General features: G+C 71.2%; 16 protein-coding genes. 9 read left to right on the plus strand and 7 right to left on the minus strand.

The features are described from left to right. Positions 1–124: 124 nt before the first annotated feature. The gene (gene gcl / locus ACWDR4_RS08820; protein WP_450405743.1) at positions 125–1,909 is read right to left on the minus strand and encodes a glyoxylate carboligase; all 1,785 of its coding nucleotides are present in this window, start codon (positions 1,907–1,909) and stop codon (positions 125–127) included. A gap of 203 nt (positions 1,910–2,112) precedes the next feature. Between gcl and ACWDR4_RS08825 the strand changes: the two genes are divergently transcribed. Further along, positions 2,113–2,880: a hypothetical protein gene (locus ACWDR4_RS08825; RefSeq protein ID WP_450405746.1), complete on the plus strand. Its 768-nt coding sequence runs from the start codon at positions 2,113–2,115 to the stop codon at positions 2,878–2,880. Positions 2,881–3,079: 199 nt separating this feature from the next. Here the strand turns inward: ACWDR4_RS08825 and ACWDR4_RS08830 are convergent, their stop codons facing one another. Both ACWDR4_RS08830 and ACWDR4_RS08835 read right to left on the minus strand, forming a co-directional pair. Continuing rightward, complete coding sequence (locus ACWDR4_RS08830; protein WP_450406205.1) at positions 3,080–4,690, minus strand: AMP-binding protein; 1,611 nt, start codon at positions 4,688–4,690, stop codon at positions 3,080–3,082. Between the two features lie 5 nt (positions 4,691–4,695). Then, complete coding sequence (locus ACWDR4_RS08835; protein ID WP_450405749.1) at positions 4,696–6,366, minus strand: AMP-binding protein; 1,671 nt, start codon at positions 6,364–6,366, stop codon at positions 4,696–4,698. 336 nt (positions 6,367–6,702) lie between these two features. Here ACWDR4_RS08835 and ACWDR4_RS08840 point away from each other — a divergent pair, with 336 nt between their 5' ends. Continuing rightward, entirely contained in the window at positions 6,703–9,528 is a 2,826-nt protein-coding gene (locus ACWDR4_RS08840) for an AAA family ATPase (RefSeq protein WP_450405752.1), read from the plus strand. Positions 9,529–9,786: 258 nt separating this feature from the next. Then, positions 9,787–10,578, plus strand: a complete 792-nt coding sequence (locus tag ACWDR4_RS08845) for a S1 family serine peptidase (protein WP_450405755.1) — start codon at positions 9,787–9,789, stop codon at positions 10,576–10,578. A gap of 148 nt (positions 10,579–10,726) precedes the next feature. On the opposite strand, the gene ACWDR4_RS08850 is transcribed toward ACWDR4_RS08845, so the two are convergent. Further along, positions 10,727–12,079: a DNA glycosylase AlkZ-like family protein gene (locus ACWDR4_RS08850; protein WP_450405758.1), complete on the minus strand. Its 1,353-nt coding sequence runs from the start codon at positions 12,077–12,079 to the stop codon at positions 10,727–10,729. 178 nt (positions 12,080–12,257) lie between these two features. On the opposite strand from ACWDR4_RS08850, the gene ACWDR4_RS08855 reads away from it, so the two are divergent. Further along, positions 12,258–13,421, plus strand: coding sequence for a magnesium and cobalt transport protein CorA (locus ACWDR4_RS08855; protein WP_450405761.1), 1,164 nt, complete (start codon positions 12,258–12,260; stop codon positions 13,419–13,421). Positions 13,422–13,960: 539 nt separating this feature from the next. On the opposite strand, the gene ACWDR4_RS08860 is transcribed toward ACWDR4_RS08855, so the two are convergent. Together ACWDR4_RS08860 and ACWDR4_RS08865 are read right to left on the minus strand one after the other, a co-directional pair. Then, positions 13,961–14,890 (minus strand): M56 family metallopeptidase, encoded by a 930-nt coding sequence (locus ACWDR4_RS08860; protein ID WP_450405764.1) that lies wholly within the window; start codon positions 14,888–14,890, stop codon positions 13,961–13,963. After that, the gene (locus tag ACWDR4_RS08865; protein WP_450405767.1) at positions 14,887–15,258 is read right to left on the minus strand and encodes a BlaI/MecI/CopY family transcriptional regulator; all 372 of its coding nucleotides are present in this window, start codon (positions 15,256–15,258) and stop codon (positions 14,887–14,889) included. The genes ACWDR4_RS08860 and ACWDR4_RS08865 overlap by 4 nt, the downstream gene beginning before the upstream one ends. A gap of 117 nt (positions 15,259–15,375) precedes the next feature. Between ACWDR4_RS08865 and ACWDR4_RS08870 the strand changes: the two genes are divergently transcribed. The 5 genes from ACWDR4_RS08870 to ACWDR4_RS08890 are packed head-to-tail and all read left to right on the plus strand — an operon-like array spanning position 15,376 to position 19,345. Next, the gene (locus ACWDR4_RS08870) at positions 15,376–16,044 is read left to right on the plus strand and encodes a DedA family protein (RefSeq protein ID WP_450405770.1); all 669 of its coding nucleotides are present in this window, start codon (positions 15,376–15,378) and stop codon (positions 16,042–16,044) included. Then, positions 16,041–16,646 carry a phosphatase PAP2 family protein gene (locus ACWDR4_RS08875; RefSeq protein ID WP_450405773.1) on the plus strand — a complete coding sequence of 202 codons (606 nt, stop codon included), beginning with the start codon at positions 16,041–16,043 and terminating at the stop codon, positions 16,644–16,646. Before ACWDR4_RS08870 ends, ACWDR4_RS08875 begins: the two co-directional genes overlap by 4 nt. Next, positions 16,643–17,371, plus strand: coding sequence for a phosphatase PAP2 family protein (locus tag ACWDR4_RS08880; protein ID WP_450405776.1), 729 nt, complete (start codon positions 16,643–16,645; stop codon positions 17,369–17,371). The genes ACWDR4_RS08875 and ACWDR4_RS08880 overlap by 4 nt, the downstream gene beginning before the upstream one ends. Further along, positions 17,325–17,987 (plus strand): response regulator transcription factor, encoded by a 663-nt coding sequence (locus ACWDR4_RS08885; protein ID WP_450405779.1) that lies wholly within the window; start codon positions 17,325–17,327, stop codon positions 17,985–17,987. The genes ACWDR4_RS08880 and ACWDR4_RS08885 overlap by 47 nt, the downstream gene beginning before the upstream one ends. Beyond that, on the plus strand, positions 17,984–19,345 hold the full coding sequence (locus ACWDR4_RS08890) for a sensor histidine kinase (RefSeq protein ID WP_450405782.1): 1,362 nt from the start codon (positions 17,984–17,986) through the stop codon (positions 19,343–19,345). Before ACWDR4_RS08885 ends, ACWDR4_RS08890 begins: the two co-directional genes overlap by 4 nt. Here ACWDR4_RS08890 and ACWDR4_RS08895 read toward each other — a convergent pair. Continuing rightward, positions 19,326–19,817: a hypothetical protein gene (locus ACWDR4_RS08895; RefSeq protein ID WP_450405785.1), complete on the minus strand. Its 492-nt coding sequence runs from the start codon at positions 19,815–19,817 to the stop codon at positions 19,326–19,328. The two genes, ACWDR4_RS08890 and ACWDR4_RS08895, sit on opposite strands and share 20 nt — an antisense overlap. Positions 19,818–19,827: the final 10 nt, after the last annotated feature.

Genomic DNA, 19,827 nt, shown 5'->3' on the forward strand with positions numbered 1-19,827 from the left:
GCCATCCTTGGCCTTGGCGCCGAAGCGGCTTCGGCCCGCCTGTGACGTTCCCTGTCTGTCGAGGTGCACCCTCATGAAGTCCCGATCGACGCTTGTGGGCACCTCCCCTACTCGGGTCTCCGTGTCAGACCTTCAGCGGCCTGATCGACGTCGGCGCGTGCCCCGGTTCGGTCGCGATGTCCTCGAACTCCACCACGTTTCCTATGTCGTTGGTCGTCGACATGGAGATGTTCGTGACGCGTTCCAGGATCGCCTCGACGACCACCGGGACCCGGTGTTCGGCCGCGAGCTTCTTCGCCTGCTCGAAGGCCGTGGCCAGTTCGGCGGGGTCCGTCACCCGAATCGCCTTGCAACCGAGGCCCTCGGCGACCTTCACGTGGTCGACACCGTAGGCGCCCAGCTCGGGCGAGTTGAGGTTCTCGAACTCCAGGTTGACCTGGAAGTCGATGTCGAAGGCCCGCTGCGCCTGCCGGATCAGGCCGAGGTAGGAGTTGTTCACCAGGACGTGGACGTACGGGATGCGGTGCTGGGCGCCCACCGCCAACTCCTCGATCATGAACTGGAAGTCGTAGTCCCCGGAGAGGGCGACCACGGACGCCTCCGGGTCGGCGACGGCGACGCCCAGCGCGGCCGGGATCGTCCAGCCGAGGGGGCCGGCCTGGCCGCAGTTGATCCAGTGGCGGGGCCGGTAGACGTGCAGCATCTGGGCGCCGGCGATCTGCGAGAGGCCGATCGTCGTCACGTACCGCGTCTCGGGGCCGAAGGCCTTGTTCATCTCCTCGTACACGCGCTGCGGCTTGATCGGGATGTCGTCGAAGTGTGTACGGCGCTGGAGGCGGGCCCTGCGCTCCTGCGTGGCCGCCGCCCAGTCGGAACGGTCCGGGAGGCCGCCCGCATCCCTCAACTCCCTTGCCACCGTGACGAAAAGCTCCAGCGCGGCCTTCGCGTCGGAGGCGATGCCGTAGTCGGGGGCGAAGATACGGCCGATCTGGGTGGGCTCGATGTCGACGTGCACGAAGGTGCGGCCGGCGGTGTAGACGTCGAGCCGGCCGGTGTGGCGGTTGGCCCAGCGGTTGCCGATGCCGAGGACGAAGTCGGACTCCAGGAAGGTGGCGTTGCCGTGGCGGTGCGAGGTCTGGAGGCCGACCATGCCGGCGTTCAGATCGTGGTCGTCCGGCAGCGCGCCCCAGCCCATCAGCGTCGGGACGACCGGGACGCCCGTCAACTCGGCGAACTCGACGAAGAGTTCGGCCGCGTCGGCGTTGATGACGCCGCCGCCCGCCACGATCAGCGGCCGGTGCGAGGCGTTGAGCATCGCGAGCGCCTTCTCGATCTGGGCGCGGGTAGCGAGCGGCTTGTAGACGGGCAGCGGTTCGTAGGTCTCGGGGTCGAACTCGATCTCCGTCTGCTGGACGTCGACCGGCAGGTCGACCAGCACGGGCCCGGGGCGGCCCGACCGCATGAGATGAAAAGCCTGCTGGAGGACACCAGGCACCTGGGCCGCCTCCAGCACGGTGACGGCCATCTTCGTGACCGGCCGGGCGATGGAGGCGATGTCGACGGCCTGGAAGTCCTCCTTGTGGATCACGGCGGTGGGCGCCTGCCCGGTGATGCAGAGGATCGGGATCGAGTCGCCGGTCGCGGAGTACAGCCCCGTGATCATGTCGGTGCCGGCCGGGCCCGAAGTGCCCACGCAGACACCGATGTTGCCGGGGTGGGTGCGGGTGTAGCCCTCGGCCATGTGCGAGGCGCCCTCGACGTGCCGGGCGAGGGTGTGGCTGATCCCGCCGGAGGCCTGGAGCGCCGCGTAGAAGGGGTTGATCGCCGCGCCGGGCACACCGAACGCGTGCGTGACGCCCTCCCGCTTGAGGATCTCGACTGCCGCGCGGGCAGCGGTCATACGTGCCATGGAGCAACTCCTCGGATTCGTACTCCCGTCGCGCCCCGCGGAGAGTTGAGTCTTCCGTGACTGTTTTCCGTATTGCGGAATTTATTTTCTGCTATCTGGAAACAATGTAAGTGGGGCCGGAAAGGCCGTCAAGAGACGGACAAGCGGGGGTTCCGTGGAGCACGATGGGGCTCTGACCCCGACATCACGTAGTGGAGTGGGCCATGGCCGAGAGCATGCCGGTGCGTTGTCCGGCCTGCCTGCGCGAGCATCTGTACGCGGCGCCCTCCTATCCGTGCGCGTGCGGTACGCCCGTCAGCCCGTCGCTCGACGAACGGGCGCACGCGACGGCCGTCACCCACCGTGTCTGGGACGAGGAGTGGGTCACCGTGCGCTGCTCGGCCTGCGGCCGGGGAGACCAGTGGCCGCACCCCGAACTGGGCTGCCCCTGCGGCACGGTCCTGCGCATCCCGGTGACACGGGCCGTCCAGGACCCCCCTGAGGCCCCCACCCCGGACACCCGGCCGACGGACGCCCCGACCCCGCCGGGCGGCACCGCAAAACTCCCGGGCGTCCTCCGCGCCCCGCGACCCCACTCCTCCGCCCGCCCCCGGCGCGCCTTCCAGCCCGTCACCATCCGCACCGCACGCGACGCCGTCACCGCCGCCGCCCTCTATCTGCGCTGGCTCGGCTACCAGGACATCCGCCGCGCGGACCAGCGGCCCCCGTCCGGCGTCGGGCTCGCCGCGCGCGGCGTCCTGGCCCAGGTCGACCCGACGGTCAGCCCGGCGTCACTGCGGGACATCGAGTGCCTGTGGCTGACAGCCATGACGGAGTCCTCGGACTGCGTCTACTTCTCCCTCGCCGGGTACGACAGCGACGCCCGCGCCCGAGCCGACACCCTCGGCATCCCCCTCTTCGTCCTCGACCTCACCGGCACCCCCCAGCCGGTCAACACCCCGGCCGACGACCTGAACGCCACGGGAGCCTGACCCCGAATATCCACGTGCCCGAGCCCCAAAGGGGCGCGGGGAACTGCGCGACCAGCCACGACGGCGCAGCACCAGACCGACACCCCCGCACGGCACCTCCAGCAGAGCGCACAGGCACCCTCGCCGTACTGGACCAGTACCGGAGAGCGGGCTGCACGTTCTCGACCGCCGGCCGCGCGTCTGCATGCGCAGGCCCTGATCAGCGACCGTCACCGGGGGCCCGGTGGGCGTACCTCTCCCGCAGCTCCACCTTCCGCACCTTCCCCGACACCGTCATCGGAAAGGCGTCCAGCACCTGCAACCGGCTCGGGATCTTGTAGTGGGCCAACCGCCCCTCGCAGAACGCCCGTAGCTCCGCCAGCGTGAGCGGTTCCGTCGACGCGCGCGGGATGACACACGCGAGCACCTCCTCGCCGTACCGCTCGTGCGGCACTCCGACCACCTGGACGTCGGCGATCTTCGGATGGCCGTACAGGAACTCCTCGATCTCGCGCGGGTAGATGTTCTCGCCGCCCCTGATGATCATGTCCTTGATGCGGCCGACGATCTCGACGTAGCCGTCCTCGCGCATCACCGCGAGGTCGCCGGTGTGCATCCAGCAGTCGGCGTCGACCGACTCGGCCGTCTTCTCGGGCTGCTGCCAGTAGCCGAGCATCACGCTGTAGCCACGGGTGCACAACTCCCCCGCGCCTCCTCGCGGTTGGGTCGCTCCGGTCGCCGGTTCGACGACCTTGACCTCGATGTGCGGGAGGACCCGGCCGACCGTGCCGGTGCGGTGTTCCAGGTCGTCGTCCCGGCGGGTCTGGAGCGACACCGGGGAGGTCTCCGTCATGCCGTAGGCGATGGACACCTCGGCCATGTGCATCTCGGCGACCACCCGTTTCATCACCTCGACCGGGCAGGGCGAGCCCGCCATGATGCCGGTGCGGAGCGAGGAGAGGTCGTACGACGGGAAGTCCGGGAGGGCCAACTCCGCGATGAACATGGTCGGTACGCCGTACAGCGAGGTGCAGCGCTCCTGTGCGACCGCCCGCAGGGTCGCCGCCGGTTCGAAGGACGGGGCCGGGATCACGATGCACGCGCCGTGCGAGGTGGCCGCGAGGTTGCCCATCACCATGCCGAAGCAGTGGTAGAACGGGACCGGGACGCACACCCTGTCCCGCTCCGTGTAGGCGATCAACTCCCCGACGAAATAACCGTTGTTGAGGATGTTGTGGTGGGAGAGCGTGGCCCCCTTGGGGAAGCCCGTCGTGCCCGAGGTGTACTGGATGTTGATCGGGTCGTCGCAGGACAGCTCGGGGAACGGTACCGGGGTGCCGCGTGCGATCAGCGCGTCCCAGCTCGGGTCGCCGATGTACACCGTCTCCCGCAACTGCGGGCATCCGCCCCGCACTTCATCGACCATCGCCCGGTAGTCGCTCGCCTTGTGGCGGAGGGAGGCGAAGAGCAGTGAGATCCCGGCCTGGTTGAGGACGTACTCGACCTCATGGGTGCGGTAGGCCGGGTTGATGTTCACCATGACCGCACCGATCCGCGCGGTGGCGTACTGGACCAGCACCCACTCGGGGCAGTTGATCGCCCAGATGCCTACACGGTCGCCCACCGCGATCCCGCTCGCGATCAGCGCGTACGCCAACTCGTCGACGCCGGCGGCGAATTGGGCGTACGTCCAGCGGCGCCCGGACGGTACGTCGACGAGCGCCTCGCGATCCGGCCACCTCGCCACCGCCCGGTCCAGGTTGGCGCCGATCGTGTCCCCCAGCAGCGGAGTGTCGCTGATCCCGTGGGTGTGGGAAGTCACCGAACTCATCGAACTCACCGGAAGTCCTCCTCGCGGTACTCGTCCGCCGAGCCCGCCGCCGTCGCCTCGCGCAGTTCGATCCGGCGGATCTTGCCGGAGACGGTCTTGGGCAGATCGGCGAACTCCAGTCGGCGCAGGCGCTTGTAGGGGGCGAGGACCTCTCGGCTGTGCTCGAACAGCACCTTCGCGGTGTCGGGTCCCGGCTCCCAGCCCGCCGCGAGCACGACGTACGCCTTCGGTACGGCCAGGCGCAGTTCGTCCGGCGCGGGGACCACGGCGGCCTCCGCCACCGCCTCGTGCTCCAGCAGGGCGCTTTCCAGCTCAAATGGGGAGATTTTGTAGTCACTTGCCTTGAACACGTCGTCCGCGCGCCCCACGTACGTGATGTAGCCGTCCTCGTCGCGCGAACCGATGTCCCCGGTGCGGTAGAAGCCGCCGGCCATCGCCTCCGCCGTGAGGTCGGCGTCGCCGTGGTAGCCGGTCATGACGCCGACCGGACGGGTGGCGAGGTCGAGCGCGATCTCGCCCTCGTCCGCGCCCGGTTCGCCCGAGACCGGGTCGAGGAGGACGACCTTGTAGCCGGGGCTCGGGCGGCCCATCGAGCCCGTCTTCAGGGGCTGGCCGGGGCTGTTGGAGACCTGGACGGCGGTCTCCGTCTGACCGAAGCCGTCCCGGATCGTGACGCCCCACGAGCGGCGCACCTGTTCGATGACCTCGGGGTTGAGCGGCTCCCCGGCGGCCACGGCCTCGCGCGGCGGGGTGCGCAGCTGGGTCAGGTCGGCCTGGATGAGCATGCGCCAGACGGTCGGCGGGGCACAGAAGGAGGTGACGCCCGCACGGTCCATCTCCGCCATCAGCCGAGTGGCGTCGAAGCGTGTGTAGTTGTGGATGAAGACGGTCGCCTCGGCGTTCCAGGGCGCGAAGAGGTTGGACCAGGCGTGCTTGGCCCAGCCGGGCGAGGAGATGTTCAGATGCACGTCGCCGGGCTTGAGGCCGATCCAGTACATGGTCGCCAAGTGCCCGACGGGGTACGACGCGTGGGTGTGCTCGACCAGTTTGGGGCGAGCCGTCGTGCCCGAGGTGAAGTAGAGCATCAGGGGGTCGTCGCAGTGGGTCGGCCCGTCCGGCGTGAACTCCGCGGGGGCGTCGTACGCGTCCTCGTACGGCAGCCAGCCCTCGGGCGCGCCGCCCACCGCGATCCGGGTGTAACTGCCGGGCACCTCGTCGAACTTGGCGGTGTCCTCCGCGCGGACCAGGACATGGGCGACCCGGCCGCGGTCCACGCGGTCGCGCAGGTCGGCGGGGCCGAGGAGGGGCGTGGCGGGGATGACGACGGCGCCGAGCTTCATCGCGGCCAGAGCCGTCTCCCACAGCTCGGTCTGGTTGCCGAGCATGACGAGGAGGCGGTCCTCGGGACGGACCCCGCGCCCGCGCAGCCAGCCCGCGACCCGGTCGGAGCGGGCGGACAGCTCGGCGAAGGACAGCTTGGCCTCGGAGCCGTCCTCCTCGACGATGTGCAGGGCGGTGCGGTCGTTCCCGTCCGCGATGACGTCGAACCAGTCCAGGGCCCAGTTGAAGCGCTCGGGGCGGGGCCAGCTGAAACCCTCGTAGGCGGTGGCGTAGTCCTCGCGGTGGGCCAGCAGGAAGTCCCGTGCCTCGCGGAAGCGCTCGGTCACCGTCGTCATCAGTCCTCCTCGGTCCCGGACCGTTTCCGGGCGACTCTGACATCGTGCAGTCCGTGTCGCAGGTCTCACTACCCCTGAACGAGGTCGTCAACTGCTCGCCGGGAGCGTGCGCGGAGGCGGTTCGACTCGATCGTGCGACGGCCGGCCTCCCCGTCGCTCCTGGCTTCCCGGGGATCTTTCGTCACGCTCCGCGCACGCATACGGCGTATTCATTCACAAGTGACTTGAATTTCCCCATGCCGCTACCGTCCTGTTATTCGGCTCACCACACCGCCGGTCCGAAATTCAAAGATCTGTTGCCTAATATTGGGGCCCACACGACACAGGAGGGGAGCGGTGACCGTGCGACGGGACTTCCAGGAGTCTGGCCGATGCCGCTCTGACCTGCTCATAGGCCGGGACGAGGCACTCATCGGGGCCCGCGAGCAGCTTTCGCGCGGCGGCAGCGTGCTGCTGCACGGACCCGCCGGAATAGGAAAGTCCACCGTCCTGCGGACATTGGCCGCGGAATACGGCGAATCGGCACGTACCGTGCTGCGCTGCTCCGCCACCGAGTCCGAATCGCATCTCCCCTTCCTCGCACTCGCCGACCTTCTCGGCCTCGCACTCGACGAGGTGTCCGCCCAGCTGCCCGTCGCCCAGCGTGTCGCCCTGGAGGCGGCGCTCACCGGCCGTGGCGAGTCCACGCTCCAGCGCGACGGCCTCGCACTGCGGCTGGCCGTGCTGTCCGCGCTGCGCGCGCTGGCCACCAAGGGCCCCGTCCTCGTCGTCGCCGACGACCTCCAGTGGCTGGACACCGCCAGCACCGAACTGCTCGGTTTCGCCGCCCGCCGCCTGGGAGACGCCCCCGTCCTGATGGTGTTCGCCGGCCGGTCGGACGGCCAGGAGTACGACCGCTATCTACGCGCGTCCACACCCGACACCCTCGCGGTCCGGGTCAACCCGCTGACCCACTCCCAGGTGGCCGCGCTCCTCGACCACCGGGGCTACGGCGGCCTCCCGCGTTCGACCGTGCGGGAGATCCACCGCACCAGCGCCGGCAACCCGCTGTACGCCCTCGAACTGGGCCGGGCCCTGGCCGAGAGCCCCACTCCCCCGCGCCCGGGCGAGCCCCTGCCGGTGCCGACCTCACTGCGCGCGCTGGTCCTCAGCCGACTGGAGATGCTCTCGGACGACGCCCGTCGCACCCTCCTCGTGGTGAGCGCCGGCGCCCGTCCCACCCTGGCCCTGCTGCACGAGGCGGGCCGGGCGAACGCCGAGGCCGAGACCGCCCAGGCCGCCGCCCTCGGGCTGCTGGCCACCGAGCCCGAGGGTCCGGCCGTACGGTTCGCGCATCCGCTCGTCTCGGCCGCGCTGTACGCGGAGGCGAGCGCCCAGGAGCGCCGGGCCGCGCACGCCGCGCTGTCCACGGCCGCCTCCGACCCCATCGAACGGGCCCGGCACCTCGCCCTGGCCACCGAGGGCACGGATCCGGAGGTGGCCGCCCGGCTCGCCGAGGCCGCCGCGCTCGCCCGGGACCGCGGGGCGCCGTCGGTGGCGGCCTCGCTCGGGCAGCTCGCCGTCCGGCACACCCCGGCCGACAGCGTGCCGAGCCCCGACGAGCACCGGCTGCGGGCCGCCGAGGACGCGATCACCTCCGGTGACCTGGACCTCGCGCGGGACATCGCCCGCCAGGTGCTCGACCGGACCGCGGTGCCCGAGGAACGGGTGCGGGCCTGGATGATCGTGATCGACACGGCGGGCCACGCCATGACGGAGGTCGACTCCGTCTTCCCGCAGGCGCTGGCCGACGCGGGCGACGACCCACGGCTGCTCGCCCTGGTCCACTACCAACTGGCCTGGCGGGCGGTGCTCGTGGAGGGCGACTTCGCCGAGTGCCGTGCGGAGGCCGCGCGCGCGGCGGAGCTGGCCGCGCGGGGCGGCGACCGGCACACGGAGCTGATGGCGCTCTCCTTCCAGGCCCAGACCGAGACCCTGATGGGCCACCCGGACGCGCCCGCGACCATCAAACGCGCGCTGAAGGAGCCCCAGGACCCGGAGGTGACGGTCCATCACAACGGCATCGGCTCGACCCGGTTCCGCTGGCTGATCATGAGCGACCAGCTGCCCGAGGCGCGGGCCACCATCACCACCCTGCTGCGCGAGGTGCGCCGGCGCGGATCGGTCGAGAGCGAGGTCCACTTCCTGCGCGGCCTCGCCGAGACCGAACTGCGCTGCGGGCACTGCGGCCGGGCGCTCGACCTGGCCCGGGAGAGCCTGCGGCTGGCCCGGGACACCGGCATCGGCGAGGTCGCCTCCGCGATGCTCGCCGCGCTGGCGGAGGCGTCCGGCGGCGACGTGGACCGGGCGCTGGCACTGGCCCGGGAGTCGGTCGAGCAGGCCGAGGAGAACGGCGACCTCATCTATCTGTCCCGGGCCCAAGCCGCCCTGGGATACGCCCGGTTGGTGGCCGGGGACGCGCCGGGCGCGGTCCAGTCGCTGCGCCGGGCACGGGAGTTGGAGCACGACCTCGGCGTCGACGACCCGGCGCGCGGGCGCTGGCAGGGCGACCTCGCGGAGGCGCTCGTACACGTCGGCGAGATCGACGAGGCGCAGGAGGTCATCGACGTGTCGCGGGCCCACGCGCTGCGGCTGGGCCGCGAGAGCGTGCTCGCGGTGCTCGACCGGGCCGAGGCGCTGGTGCGTGCCGCGCGCGGCGAACACGACGCGGCGCTCGCCCAGTTGACGTCCGCGCAGGACCGACTGGCCAAGCTGGGCTATGGACTTGAGGAGGCGCGCGCCGCACTCGCCCTGGCCGAGCTGCGCACCGGACCGCCGGGTCCGACGCCCGCCCCGACGTCGTACGACGAGGCCGCACGGCTGTTCAGGCGCTCCCGCGCGCTGCCCTGGCTGCGCCGGGTGGACGCGGCCACCGTGCCCAACCCCGCGCCGCAGCCCCTCGTACAGCAGCCGCAGGCCGTCGCCGCGCTGGACGGGCTCGCCGCGATGGAACGTCAGGTCGCGGCGCTCGTGATGGAGGGTGCGACCAACCGCGAGATCGCCGGACGCCTGTTCATCAGCGTCAAGACGGTCGAGGCGACGCTCACCCGGGTGTACCGGAAGCTGGGGATCCGGTCTCGGGTGGACATCGTCAGGCTGGCGGCGGGCCGCCACACCAAGTAAGGCACACATACCAGGTACGGCCGCTCCTGCGCGGGATCCATCCTTGCGCTCTCACCGTACCGCGCTGCCGACCCCGTACGACCGAGGGTTTTCCCTCCCCCAACTCCCCTAGGGGGTTCCCTCATTGGGGAGGCCCTTATCCGGCTCCTACCTTATGGATGTGCCGCAACGCCGGGCACACGGGGCAGCACCACCGCCCCGTGCCTCACCCCCACACCCGCGCGTCCCCCCACCGGCAATTCCCCAAGAGGAGAACCCATGTTCGGGCTCGCCCGTGCCAAGAAGGCCGCCGCCGTCCTGACGGCCGTCGCCGCCGCAGCAGCGACCGCGCTGATCGCCGCCCCCGGCGCCGTCGCCGCGCCCCAGCCCATTGTGGGCGGTACCACGACCACTGCCGCGACGTACCCCTACGTCATGCAGATCACGGACTCCTCGCAGAACCAGTTCTGCGGTGGCACCCTCGTCTCGGCCACCAAGGTCGTGACCGCGGCCCACTGTATGGTCGACGAGACCACGAGCAGCGTGAGAGTCGTCGGCGGCCGTACCTACCGCAACGGCACCAACGGCACCGTCAGCCGGGTCACCAACATCTGGATCCACCCGAGCTACGTCGACGCCACCGAAGGCGACGACGTGGCCGTGCTGACCCTCGCCACCTCGATGCCGTACACCGCGGCGTCGTACGTCACCTCGTCCCAGACCAGCGTGTACGCGGCCGGCACCACCGCCCGCATCATCGGCTGGGGCACCACCTCCTCGAACGGCAGCTCCTCCAACCAGCTGCGCACGGCGACGGTCCCGACCGTCTCCAACGCCAGCTGCACCAGCTCGTACGGCTCCAGCTACATCGCGAGCGACATGGTCTGCGCCGGCTACACCGCCGGTGGCGTCGACACCTGCCAGGGCGACAGCGGCGGCCCGCTCATGATCGGCGGCGTCCTGGCAGGCATCACCTCCTGGGGCGAGGGCTGCGCGGCGGCCGGCTACCCCGGGGTCTACACCCGGCTGACCACCTTCTCCAGCCTGGTGGCGACGCAGGTCGCGTCGTAACCACCAGAGGTACAGCCACCACAGTCTCCTGAGTACCCCTCAGGTGAATGCCAGGGGGCGTTGCGGACCGGCCACGAGCGGTCCGCAGCGCCCCCTATCCACGTTTCCGGACCACTTTTCCGCAGCGGTTGCCCACGGCGGGCCGCCTTCATCCTCGTACGACGGTCCCGAACCGGATGTCGTACGCCGCCCCCGTGTGCAGCGTCGAGATCATCCGCTCACCCTCCTCAACCACCGCTGCCCGCATGCCCTTTGTGAGCCTGCCGAACGGCTCGACGGTGAGCGTGCCGTCCGCGAGGCGCCACAGGCCCGCGACGAGGCCGTCGAGGAGCAGGACGCAGTGGGCCTGATTGCCCGTCCAGGTACGGCCCTTGAGGTCGGCGGGGACGAGCCGGGTGCGGTCGGCGTGGGAGAGGAGCAGGTTGTCGAACTCGGGCAGGAAGCGCGGCGGGGCCGGGGTGTCCGGGTCGGGGCGGGGAGCGTCGGGGAGGTCGAACAGCTCGGTGCCGTGCTCGTCCCGGAAGGTGAGGAGCCGCGGGCGGAGACGCTCGAAGGCGTCGCGCAGCCGGGTCAGACCGGCCCAGGTCTGCATGTCCTTCACGGAGGCGGGGCCGAAGGCGGCGAGGTAGCGGAGGACGGTCGCGTCCAGGGTCTGGGTGTCCTGGGCGAGTGTTTCTTGGGCCGGGGCGACGTTGGCCGGTACGCCCTGGGCAAGCGTGCCCTTGGCGAGAGCCCCTTGGGCCGGTGCAACCTTGGCTGGTGCGCCCTGCGCGAGTGCGCCCTGAGCCGGTGCTCCCTTGGCCGGTGCTTCCTCGGCCTGGCGACCCAGCCAGTGTTCGGCGGTGGTGAGGGCGACCTGGCCGCTGTGGCCCCACAGGCCGCGTGGGGTGACCTGGACGAGTGGGAGGCGGCAGCGGGCGGCGACGCTCAGAGACTGCGGGTCGGCGTCAGGCCACTCGACGAGGAGCGCCTCGCGCAGCTGCTTCATCGTGCGCGGTTCCTCCTCGACGAGGTCGCGGGCGAGGGCGGTGAGCCGGTCGAGGTCGACGCCCACAAGTCCCTTGCGGAAGTAGGTGAGTTCGCGGTCCCGGGCGGGCTGGACGAGCGGGCGCAGGGTGAGGCAGTCGTCGGCGGTGTGGGTGTGGATGGTCGAGCGCATGGTGACGATGCGGACAGTCTCGCGGTCGGCCATGAGCCGGGAGAGTTCCTCGGGGCCGAAGCCGTCGAGGCGGGCGGCGAGCGCGTAGTACGGGGGCTTCACGTTCTGCGCCTGGAGACCGAGGAGGTGCGTGAGGGCGTCCTTGGCGGACATCGGCGACCTGGTGAGGAGCAGCTGCCGGGCGAGGGTGGCGCGGTTGAGGGCGCGGGCGCCGAGGACGGGGGCCGCGGCGGGCGTGGCTGGCGAGGCCAACGTGGGGCTCGCCGTGGAGCCGGTGCCGGCGGCAGTGCCTGCACCTGTGCCGGTGCCTGTTGTCGAGTTCGTCTTCGTCATGTTCCGCATGTTCCGCACGCTAGCCCTGCTTGCGGACAGCTTCGGTCCGCAATCTTTGCCCGAATACGGACCGGACGCTTGCCCGGCCCAGGGGTCCATGTCATTTGACCCGTATATCCTGCTCCGTGATCGACTCAGCCGCACCTGAACGCATGTTCGAGCACCGTCGAGACGGGAGCCAGCCGCGATGTCCGAGCGACGTGCCCGCCAAGCCTCGAAGAACGGACGGAAGCCGGCCTGGCGGCGCGCCCTGACGCCGCCCTCCGCACCGCCCGCGAAGCCCGCCTCCCCTCGGAGCGACGCACCGCCCCCGGCACCGGCCGAACCGGTCGCCAGCATCGTGCACGCGGCCCTCTACCGCGACGGCGTACGCGTCTCGACGCCCGGCACCCTCGCGGAGACCTTCCGCGAGCTGCGCGACGAGCCGGACGGCATGGCGTGGATCGGCCTGGCCCGCCCCACGGAGGCCGAACTCCTCTCCCTGGCCGACGAGTTCGACCTGCATCCACTCGCCGTCGAGGACGCGATGGAGGCACACCAGCGCCCGAAGCTGGAGCGCTACGGCGACACGCTCTTCGTCGTCCTGAGCGCCGCCCGCTATCTGGACGCGGTCGAGGAGGTCGACTTCGGCGAGCTGCACGTGTTCGTCGGCGCCGACTTCCTGATCACGGTCCGCCATGGCGCGGCCCCGGACCTGTCGGCCGTACGCCGCCGTATGGAGGAGACCCCGGAGCTGCTGAAGCTGGGCCCGGAGGCGGTGCTGTACGCGATCCTGGACGCGGTGGTCGACGGCTACGCGCCGGTCGTCGAGGGCGTCCAGATCGACATCGACGAGATCGAGACGGAGGTCTTCCGCGGCGACCCGGAGGTCTCCCGCCGTATCTACGAACTCTCCCGCGAGATGGTCGAGTTCCAGCGCGCGACCCGCCCCCTGGTCGGCATGCTGCACAGCCTGATGGCGGGCTTCGCGAAGTACGGCACGGACGAGGAACTCCAGCGCTACCTGAGGGACGTGGCCGACCACGTCACCCACACCAGCGAACGCGTCGACGGCTTCCGCCAGGCCCTGGCGGACATCCTGACGGTCAACGCCACCCTGGTGACACAGCAACAGAACGCGGAGATGCGGGCGTTGGCGGAGGCGGGGTTCGAGCAGAACGAGGAGATCAAGAAGATTTCGTCCTGGGCGGCGATCCTCTTTGCTCCTACACTCGTAGGAACTATTTATGGCATGAACTTCGAGCACATGCCTGAGCTTGGCTGGGGCTTTGGATACCCCTTTGCGATCAGCCTGATGGGGATTGTTTGCGTCAGTTTGTACGTGATTTTCAAACGGCGGGACTGGCTCTAGGTCAGGCGACGACTCCTCAAGCCACTTGCACTGTTCGCTCTCGCACCTCCCGGAAACAGAGCCATGACGGCCCCTGGGAAGTCCCTGGGGAGAATCCGGGGAGAAACGAATGACAGCCCACGCCTTGCGGCGGACACCGTCCGAGAGACGCGAGGCCCCCCAGCTCGATGCGCCGGCCGTTCGACGGACCGCCTGCCGTACAGACACTTCACATGTCGAGGCCGCGAGCACGGACGGCGAAGGCGCCCGGTCACGTCAACCGCGGTGCCGTTGGTGGGTGCGGGGGTGGAGGGCGGTGACGCGGGGTCGAGGAGGTCGGGCAGGGGTTTGGTGCCGTCGCGGGCGGCCATCTTCCGGCCGTAGGGGCCCTCGGGGATGCGCTCGGCAATGAGCGGGACGAGGAGATCGTCCCGGGCGAGCTGCTTCGCCAGATGCCGGGCACCCCAACGAGGACGTGCTCGCCATGATCGGCACCGTGCGCAACGACCCCTGCAGATCGGTCTCGCTCGGCTCCAGGGCCCGCGGGGCACGGGAAGCGATCAGCGGGGCTCTTCGCCCTGAGCGACCTCGACCTCATGGTGAAAAGCGACCACCCCGGTCGTCGCGGCCGTGGCGGACAGGGCCGCGCAGGCGGCGAGGAGGAGGGCGATCCAGCACATGCCGCGCGGGCGTCCCACAGGAGTGGCGAGAAGCGCCGCGACGCGCTGGGGAACAGGGCCTGTGGTCGCGCCAGGGGCGAAGTCCGGGCGGGTGGAGCAGGCGGCCTGCACGGCGAGAGCGGCGCGGGCGATGGCACGGGCCAGCAGGCGGCGGTCACCCAAGGCGGTGGCCGCGGCCTCGTCGGCGACGCGTTCCGCGGCCAGCCGGATGTCGGCGCGGACCGGGCGCAGTGCGGGGTGACAGTGGGCGGCGAGTTCGGCGGCGGCCAGGAAGTAGTGGTGGCCGCCCCGGTTGTGGGCGCGCTCGTGCGCGAAGAGCGCCTCGCGTTCGTCCGGGCCGAGGCTGCGCAGCATGGCGGTGGTAACGACGATGCGGTGCGGGCGGCCGGGCAGGGCGTACGCGTCCGGGTGCGGTGAGTCGACCACGCACAGGTCGCCCGCAGGAGGCCGTCGGCCGGCCTCGGCGCGGGCGGTGCGGAAGGCACGCGTCTGGCGCAGGGCCGAGCGGGCGAGGGTCCAGACGCCGATGGTGAGCAGGCCGGTGGCGATGGCCCCCGCGGGAAGGACCAGGTAGCCCGACGGCGTGCGCAGGGGGTGGACGAGTTCGCCGAGCGCCGCGAACGCCGGCAGTCTGAGCAGTCCGGTGAGGACGAGGTCGCCGAGGGCGGCCACACAGGCACCCGCCAGTACCAGGGCAGCTGCGGTGATCCCGCACAGAGCCGTGACGGGGGCCAGCCGGTCGAGGGCTCGCCGGGTGAGCAGCGGCATCACGAAGGGCAGCAGGAGCGGAATCAGCAGCAGGGCGGTCATCGCTCGTCGGCTTCCAGCAGCTGGCGCAGGAGCTGTTCGTCGTCTGGGCTGAGCTGGGCGACGAAGCGGGCCAGGACGGTCTCGCGGTCGTGGTCGCGGTCGAGCTCGGTGTGCATGCGCCGGGCGGTGAGACCCTGGGCGTCCTGCATGGGGTGGTAGGCATAGCCGCGCCCCTGCGGACGGCGGTCGACGACACCCTTGTCGTGCAGGCGGGACAGGATCGTCGTCACAGTCGTGCGGGCCAGTCCGGAGGCGAGTTCGGCCTGTACCTGCCCCGGAGTGAGGGGCGTGCCGGCGGCCCACAGTGCGGCCATGACGGCGGCTTCGAGCTCGCCGGCCGGTCGGCGTTCGTCCTTCGCGTCGGTCATGGGAACGATCCTCACCCCATCTTCGTCTACAGTTCAGTAGACCGTCTACAGAATTGTAGTCACCCGGGTGCTGCTTTCGCATGCCCCCGCATATCCATTATGAGAGGGCCGGCGTCGATGACCGCACCCTTGTTCGCAGGCTCACAGTTCGCGGTGAATGTCCTGAGCGCGCAGTCCCTGCTGGCCGCCTTCGGTGTGCTGGGGGTCGGCGTGGTGATGTTCGCCGAGACGGGACTGCTGATCGGCTTCTTCCTGCCCGGCGACTCCCTGCTGTTCACCGCCGGTCTGCTGTGCACGGGGAACGGCCGGCACGGCATGAAGCTGTCGCTCGCCGCGCTGCTGGTGGGCGCGGCCGTGGGCGCACTCGCCGGCGCCCAGTGCGGCTATCTGCTCGGCCGGAAGGCCGGCGGGGCCCTGCTGACACGCAGCCGTTCGGTCCGCCTGCGCGAAGGGGCCCAGCGGGCCGAGGAGTTGCTGCAACGCTATGGGCACGCGAAGGCCATCGTGCTGGCCCGGTTCGTGCCGGTGGTGCGCACGGTGCTCAACCCGATGGCGGGCGCCCTGGGTGTTCCGGCGCGGACCTTCACCCTGTGGCAGATCGCCGGCGGGCTCCTATGGAGTCTGGGGCTGACGCTGGGCGGATACGTGCTTGGCTCCTCCATCCCGAATGCGGATCGCTATCTGCTGCCCATGATCGCCGTGATCGTGGCCGTGTCACTGATTCCGCTCGCCGCCGAGCTGTACCTCTCCCGCCGCGCCGCGAAGGCCAAGGAGGCGTGCGGATGATCCTCGCCTTCGACGGCTCGTCGATCGACGGCTCCGCCTACACCGATGTGGTGGACCTCGCTCGCCGCTCCCCCGGCTGGCTGGACGACCTTGTGTCGGCCTGGTCGACGTACGGACTGGCGGTGTTCGCCGTGCTGATGGCCGTGGCCTGGTGGCGGGCCCGGCGGGTGAGCGCCGCGGCTGCGGTGATCGCGCTGGCGGCGCCGGTGGTCGTGGTCGCGGGGTACGGGGTGGATGCCGCCCTGAAGCTGGTGGTGCGCGAGGACAGGCCCTGTCAGAGCCTGCACGTGGCCACCCTGGAGGCGTGTCCGGCGCCGGGCGACTGGTCCTTCCCCAGCAACCACGCGGCCATCGCCGCCGCGGCCGCGGTGGCCCTGCTCTTCGTGTCCCGTCGGCTCGGTGCTGTCGCGGTCGTGGCCGCCTGCGCGATGGCGGCCTCCCGGGTCTGGGTCGGCGCGCACTATCCGCACGACGTCGCCGCAGGAGTGGTCGTCGGCGCCCTCGTCGCGGCGCTCGCGATGGTCGCGCTGCGCCGTCGGCCCGATTCCCTGGTCCGGTGGATCGCCGGCACGCGGCTGCGTCCACTGCTGGCGACGTCATGAAGCGCGGCGACCTGCGCGACCTGGCGGGCAGCATCGGTCTCGGCGCGTGGACGGCGTTCGGCGTACTGACCATGATCGTGATCGGCGACGGCCGGCCGCTGTACGGGGACGAGGACCTGCTGTCCTGGTCCGTCGCCCACCGCCCGGAAGTGGCGGTGGCGCTGGCCCGCGGCCTGACCGCCACCGGAACCGGCGCCATCCCGTACGTCCTCGCCGCACTGGCGGGGATCATCGCCGGGCGCACCCTGTGCCGGCGGGCCGTCGCCGCCGCGCTCTGCCTCGTCTGCCTCGGGGCGGGGCAGGCCGCGCGGTACGGAGTGATGGCGCTCGTCGCCCGGCCCCGCCCCGCCCAAGTGGACTGGGCCACACACGCCTCGGGGTGGGCGTTCCCCTCCGGCCACACCACCACGGCCGCCCTCACCGCCGGACTGCTCGTCATCGCCGTGTACACACGCTCCCCGCCCGGCAGAACCCCGCTCGCCCTCGCCACCGGCTGCTGGGGCGCGCTGGTCGGGCTGACCCGCGTCTACCTCGGGGTGCACTGGTTCACGGATGTCGTCGGCGGCTGGCTCCTCGCCATCGGCTGGCTGGGACTGTGCCTGTGCGCCGCCACCTGGTGGCTGCCCGAAAGGTTCATCTCAGGTACGACGGACACAGACCAAGAGGCTGAGGAGGACCATGCGCCCCAAGATCCTGGTCGCCGAGGACGATCACGCCCTGCGTGACGTCCTGCTGCGCGGCCTGCGCGAGGAGGACTTCGACCCCGTGCCCGCCCCGGACGGGGCATCCGCCCTGCGGCTGGCCACCGGTGACATCGCCGCGGCCGTCCTGGACGTCGGACTGCCCGACGCGGACGGGCGGGACGTGTGCCAGGCGATGCGCGCAAACGGTTTCCTCTCCCCCGTCATCTTCCTGACCGCCCGTCACCGGCTCACCGACCGGCTGTCCGGGTTCTCCGCCGGAGGTGACGACTATCTGCCCAAGCCGTTCCACCTCGCCGAACTCGCCGCCAGACTGCGAGCGGCCGTCAAACGAGCCGCTCCCATCCCCGCGGCCACGGCCGGTGACCTGGTCCTGGACGCCGTCCGGCACAGCGTCAGCGTGCACGGCACCCGGGTCGACCTCACACCGACGGAATTCCGCCTCCTGGCGACGCTCATGACCGGCGCCGGAGGTATCGTGCGCCGACGAGAACTGCTCAGAGCAGGGTGGCCCGAGGGGGCCCAGGTCAGCGACAACACCCTCGACCAGTATCTGACCCGGCTGCGCCGCAAGCTGCGCGAGGCGGGCAGCGGTCTGACGGTCACCACCGCCCGCGGTGTCGGCCACCGCCTGTCATGAGCTCCGTGTTCTCCCGGCTGGTGCCGCGCACTCTGCGAGGCCGCCTCTCCCTGGTGGCCCTCACCACCGCCACGCTCCTGATGGTGATCCTGACCGTCGCCTTCAACACCGTCATCCGCCACCGACTTCAGCACCAGGCGGACGACGAGCTGCGCACCCGGGCCGCCGCCGTCGCCACCACCATCGACACGAGCGGCCCCGCGGTGCGCGTCCTGGAGAGCTCCAACGACCGGCTCCTCGACACCAACGTGTGGATCTACACGGGGCCACGGCTGCTCGAACAGCCGCCGTCCACCACCGCCCACACCGCCCTCGCCCGCGCCGCCGACAGACTCGCGCGGCAGAGCGGGACACTCTGCCTGACCGCCGGCGGACCGGACCCCGCCCGGCTGTGCAACCTGCCCGTATCCGGCAGTCGGAGCACGGCGACCGTCGTCACCGCGCTGGACCTCTCCCCGTTCCGGGGTTCGGCCAACACCCTGCTCCTGGCATCGCTGTGTCTCGACGCCGTCATGCTCGCCTGCACCTACCTGCTGACGCGACTCGCGGTCGGACGCGCGCTGCGGCCCGTGGGCACCATGACCGACCAGGCCACCCAGTGGAGTGCCGTCGCCTCCGAGGAACGCTTCGGCGCCGCGCGACGCCCGGCCGAACTCGCCCGTCTGGGTGCGTCGTTGGACGCCCTGCTGGACCGCATCCGCGCCGTCCTGCGCCGTGAGCAGCAGCTGACCGGCGAGCTGTCGCACGAACTCCGCACCCCGCTCAGCCGGATCATCGCCGAACTCGACTGGTGGCGAGCCCGCCCACGCTCGGCCGCCGACACCGAAGCCACCCACCAGGTGATCGCCGACGCCGCCCGGTCCATGCGCGCCATCTGCGACACCCTGCTCGACGACGCCCGCGAGGGCACGACCACCGCCCCCGGAACGGCCGAGATCCTGCCGACACTGCACCGGCTCGCCGCACACACAGAGGCACCGGTCCATGTGACGGTCAACGTACGCGTCGAGGGAGCCCCGCTGAAGGCCGGCATCCAGGCCGCCCCCCTCGAACGCATCGTCAGCCCGCTGCTCGCCAACGCCGTCCGCTACGCCACCTCGCAGGTCACAGTCACCGCGCGCCGGGAGTCAGGCGGCGTACGCATCGACGTCGCCGACGACGGTCCCGGGGTACCCGAGCCATTCGCGGCGCAGCTTTTCCAGCCCGGCCGACGAGCCGACCCCGGCGACGGACACGGCGGAGCGGGCCTCGGGCTGCCGCTCGCGCGACGCCTGGCCCGCTCCGTCGGCGGTGAGGTGACGTACGACCCCGGGCACAGGCCCGGGGCGCGGTTCGCCGTCAGACTGCCCGCCGGGTGACTGCCTCCTGCTCGATCGCCTCCTGCCACGAGGCGGCGGTCCGGCGCTTCTGCACCTGGGCATACGCCATCAGGCCCACCAGGATCGCCAGCAGCACCGCCGACGAACCCGCCGTACCGAGGTCGAGGCCACCCTTGGCGACCGGCTTGGTGAGGAAGTCCCCCGCGGTGGCGCCCAGCGGGCGGGTCAGCACGAAGGCGAACCAGAACAGCAGCACGTTCGGCACCGCGGGCACCTTCATCAGGACGAGAAGCACCGCGAGCGTCCCGGAGACGAGCAGTGCGCCGCCCGCGCAGCCGAGGCCGGAGCTGTCAGAGAGGAAGTCGCCCATGGACGTGCCGAGAGTGTTGGAGACGAGGATCGCGGCGCCGGTGGGGTGGCCGAGGCCCAGGCACTGCGGGCCCCGGCCGAGCGACGTGGCACCGTTCGAGAGGAACATGGCGGTGGCGTCGCGGTTCATGAAGTCGGACATCGTCGTACCG

The sequence above is a fragment of the Streptomyces sp. NPDC000878 genome, assembly GCF_053599695.1.

Coding starts and splice junctions, on each gene's coding strand:
- gcl (WP_450405743.1), bottom strand. CDS start 1,909: ATGGCACGTATGACCGCTGCCCGCGCGGCAGTCGAGATCCTCAAGCGG.
- ACWDR4_RS08825 (WP_450405746.1), top strand. CDS start 2,113: ATGGCCGAGAGCATGCCGGTGCGTTGTCCGGCCTGCCTGCGCGAGCAT.
- ACWDR4_RS08830 (WP_450406205.1), bottom strand. CDS start 4,690: ATGAGTTCGGTGACTTCCCACACCCACGGGATCAGCGACACTCCGCTG.
- ACWDR4_RS08835 (WP_450405749.1), bottom strand. CDS start 6,366: ATGACGACGGTGACCGAGCGCTTCCGCGAGGCACGGGACTTCCTGCTG.
- ACWDR4_RS08845 (WP_450405755.1), top strand. CDS start 9,787: ATGTTCGGGCTCGCCCGTGCCAAGAAGGCCGCCGCCGTCCTGACGGCC.
- ACWDR4_RS08850 (WP_450405758.1), bottom strand. CDS start 12,079: ATGCGGAACATGACGAAGACGAACTCGACAACAGGCACCGGCACAGGT.
- ACWDR4_RS08855 (WP_450405761.1), top strand. CDS start 12,258: ATGTCCGAGCGACGTGCCCGCCAAGCCTCGAAGAACGGACGGAAGCCG.
- ACWDR4_RS08860 (WP_450405764.1), bottom strand. CDS start 14,890: ATGACCGCCCTGCTGCTGATTCCGCTCCTGCTGCCCTTCGTGATGCCG.
- ACWDR4_RS08865 (WP_450405767.1), bottom strand. CDS start 15,258: ATGACCGACGCGAAGGACGAACGCCGACCGGCCGGCGAGCTCGAAGCC.
- ACWDR4_RS08870 (WP_450405770.1), top strand. CDS start 15,376: ATGACCGCACCCTTGTTCGCAGGCTCACAGTTCGCGGTGAATGTCCTG.
- ACWDR4_RS08875 (WP_450405773.1), top strand. CDS start 16,041: ATGATCCTCGCCTTCGACGGCTCGTCGATCGACGGCTCCGCCTACACC.
- ACWDR4_RS08880 (WP_450405776.1), top strand. CDS start 16,643: ATGAAGCGCGGCGACCTGCGCGACCTGGCGGGCAGCATCGGTCTCGGC.
- ACWDR4_RS08885 (WP_450405779.1), top strand. CDS start 17,325: ATGCGCCCCAAGATCCTGGTCGCCGAGGACGATCACGCCCTGCGTGAC.
- ACWDR4_RS08890 (WP_450405782.1), top strand. CDS start 17,984: ATGAGCTCCGTGTTCTCCCGGCTGGTGCCGCGCACTCTGCGAGGCCGC.
- ACWDR4_RS08895 (WP_450405785.1), bottom strand. CDS start 19,817: ATGTCCGACTTCATGAACCGCGACGCCACCGCCATGTTCCTCTCGAAC.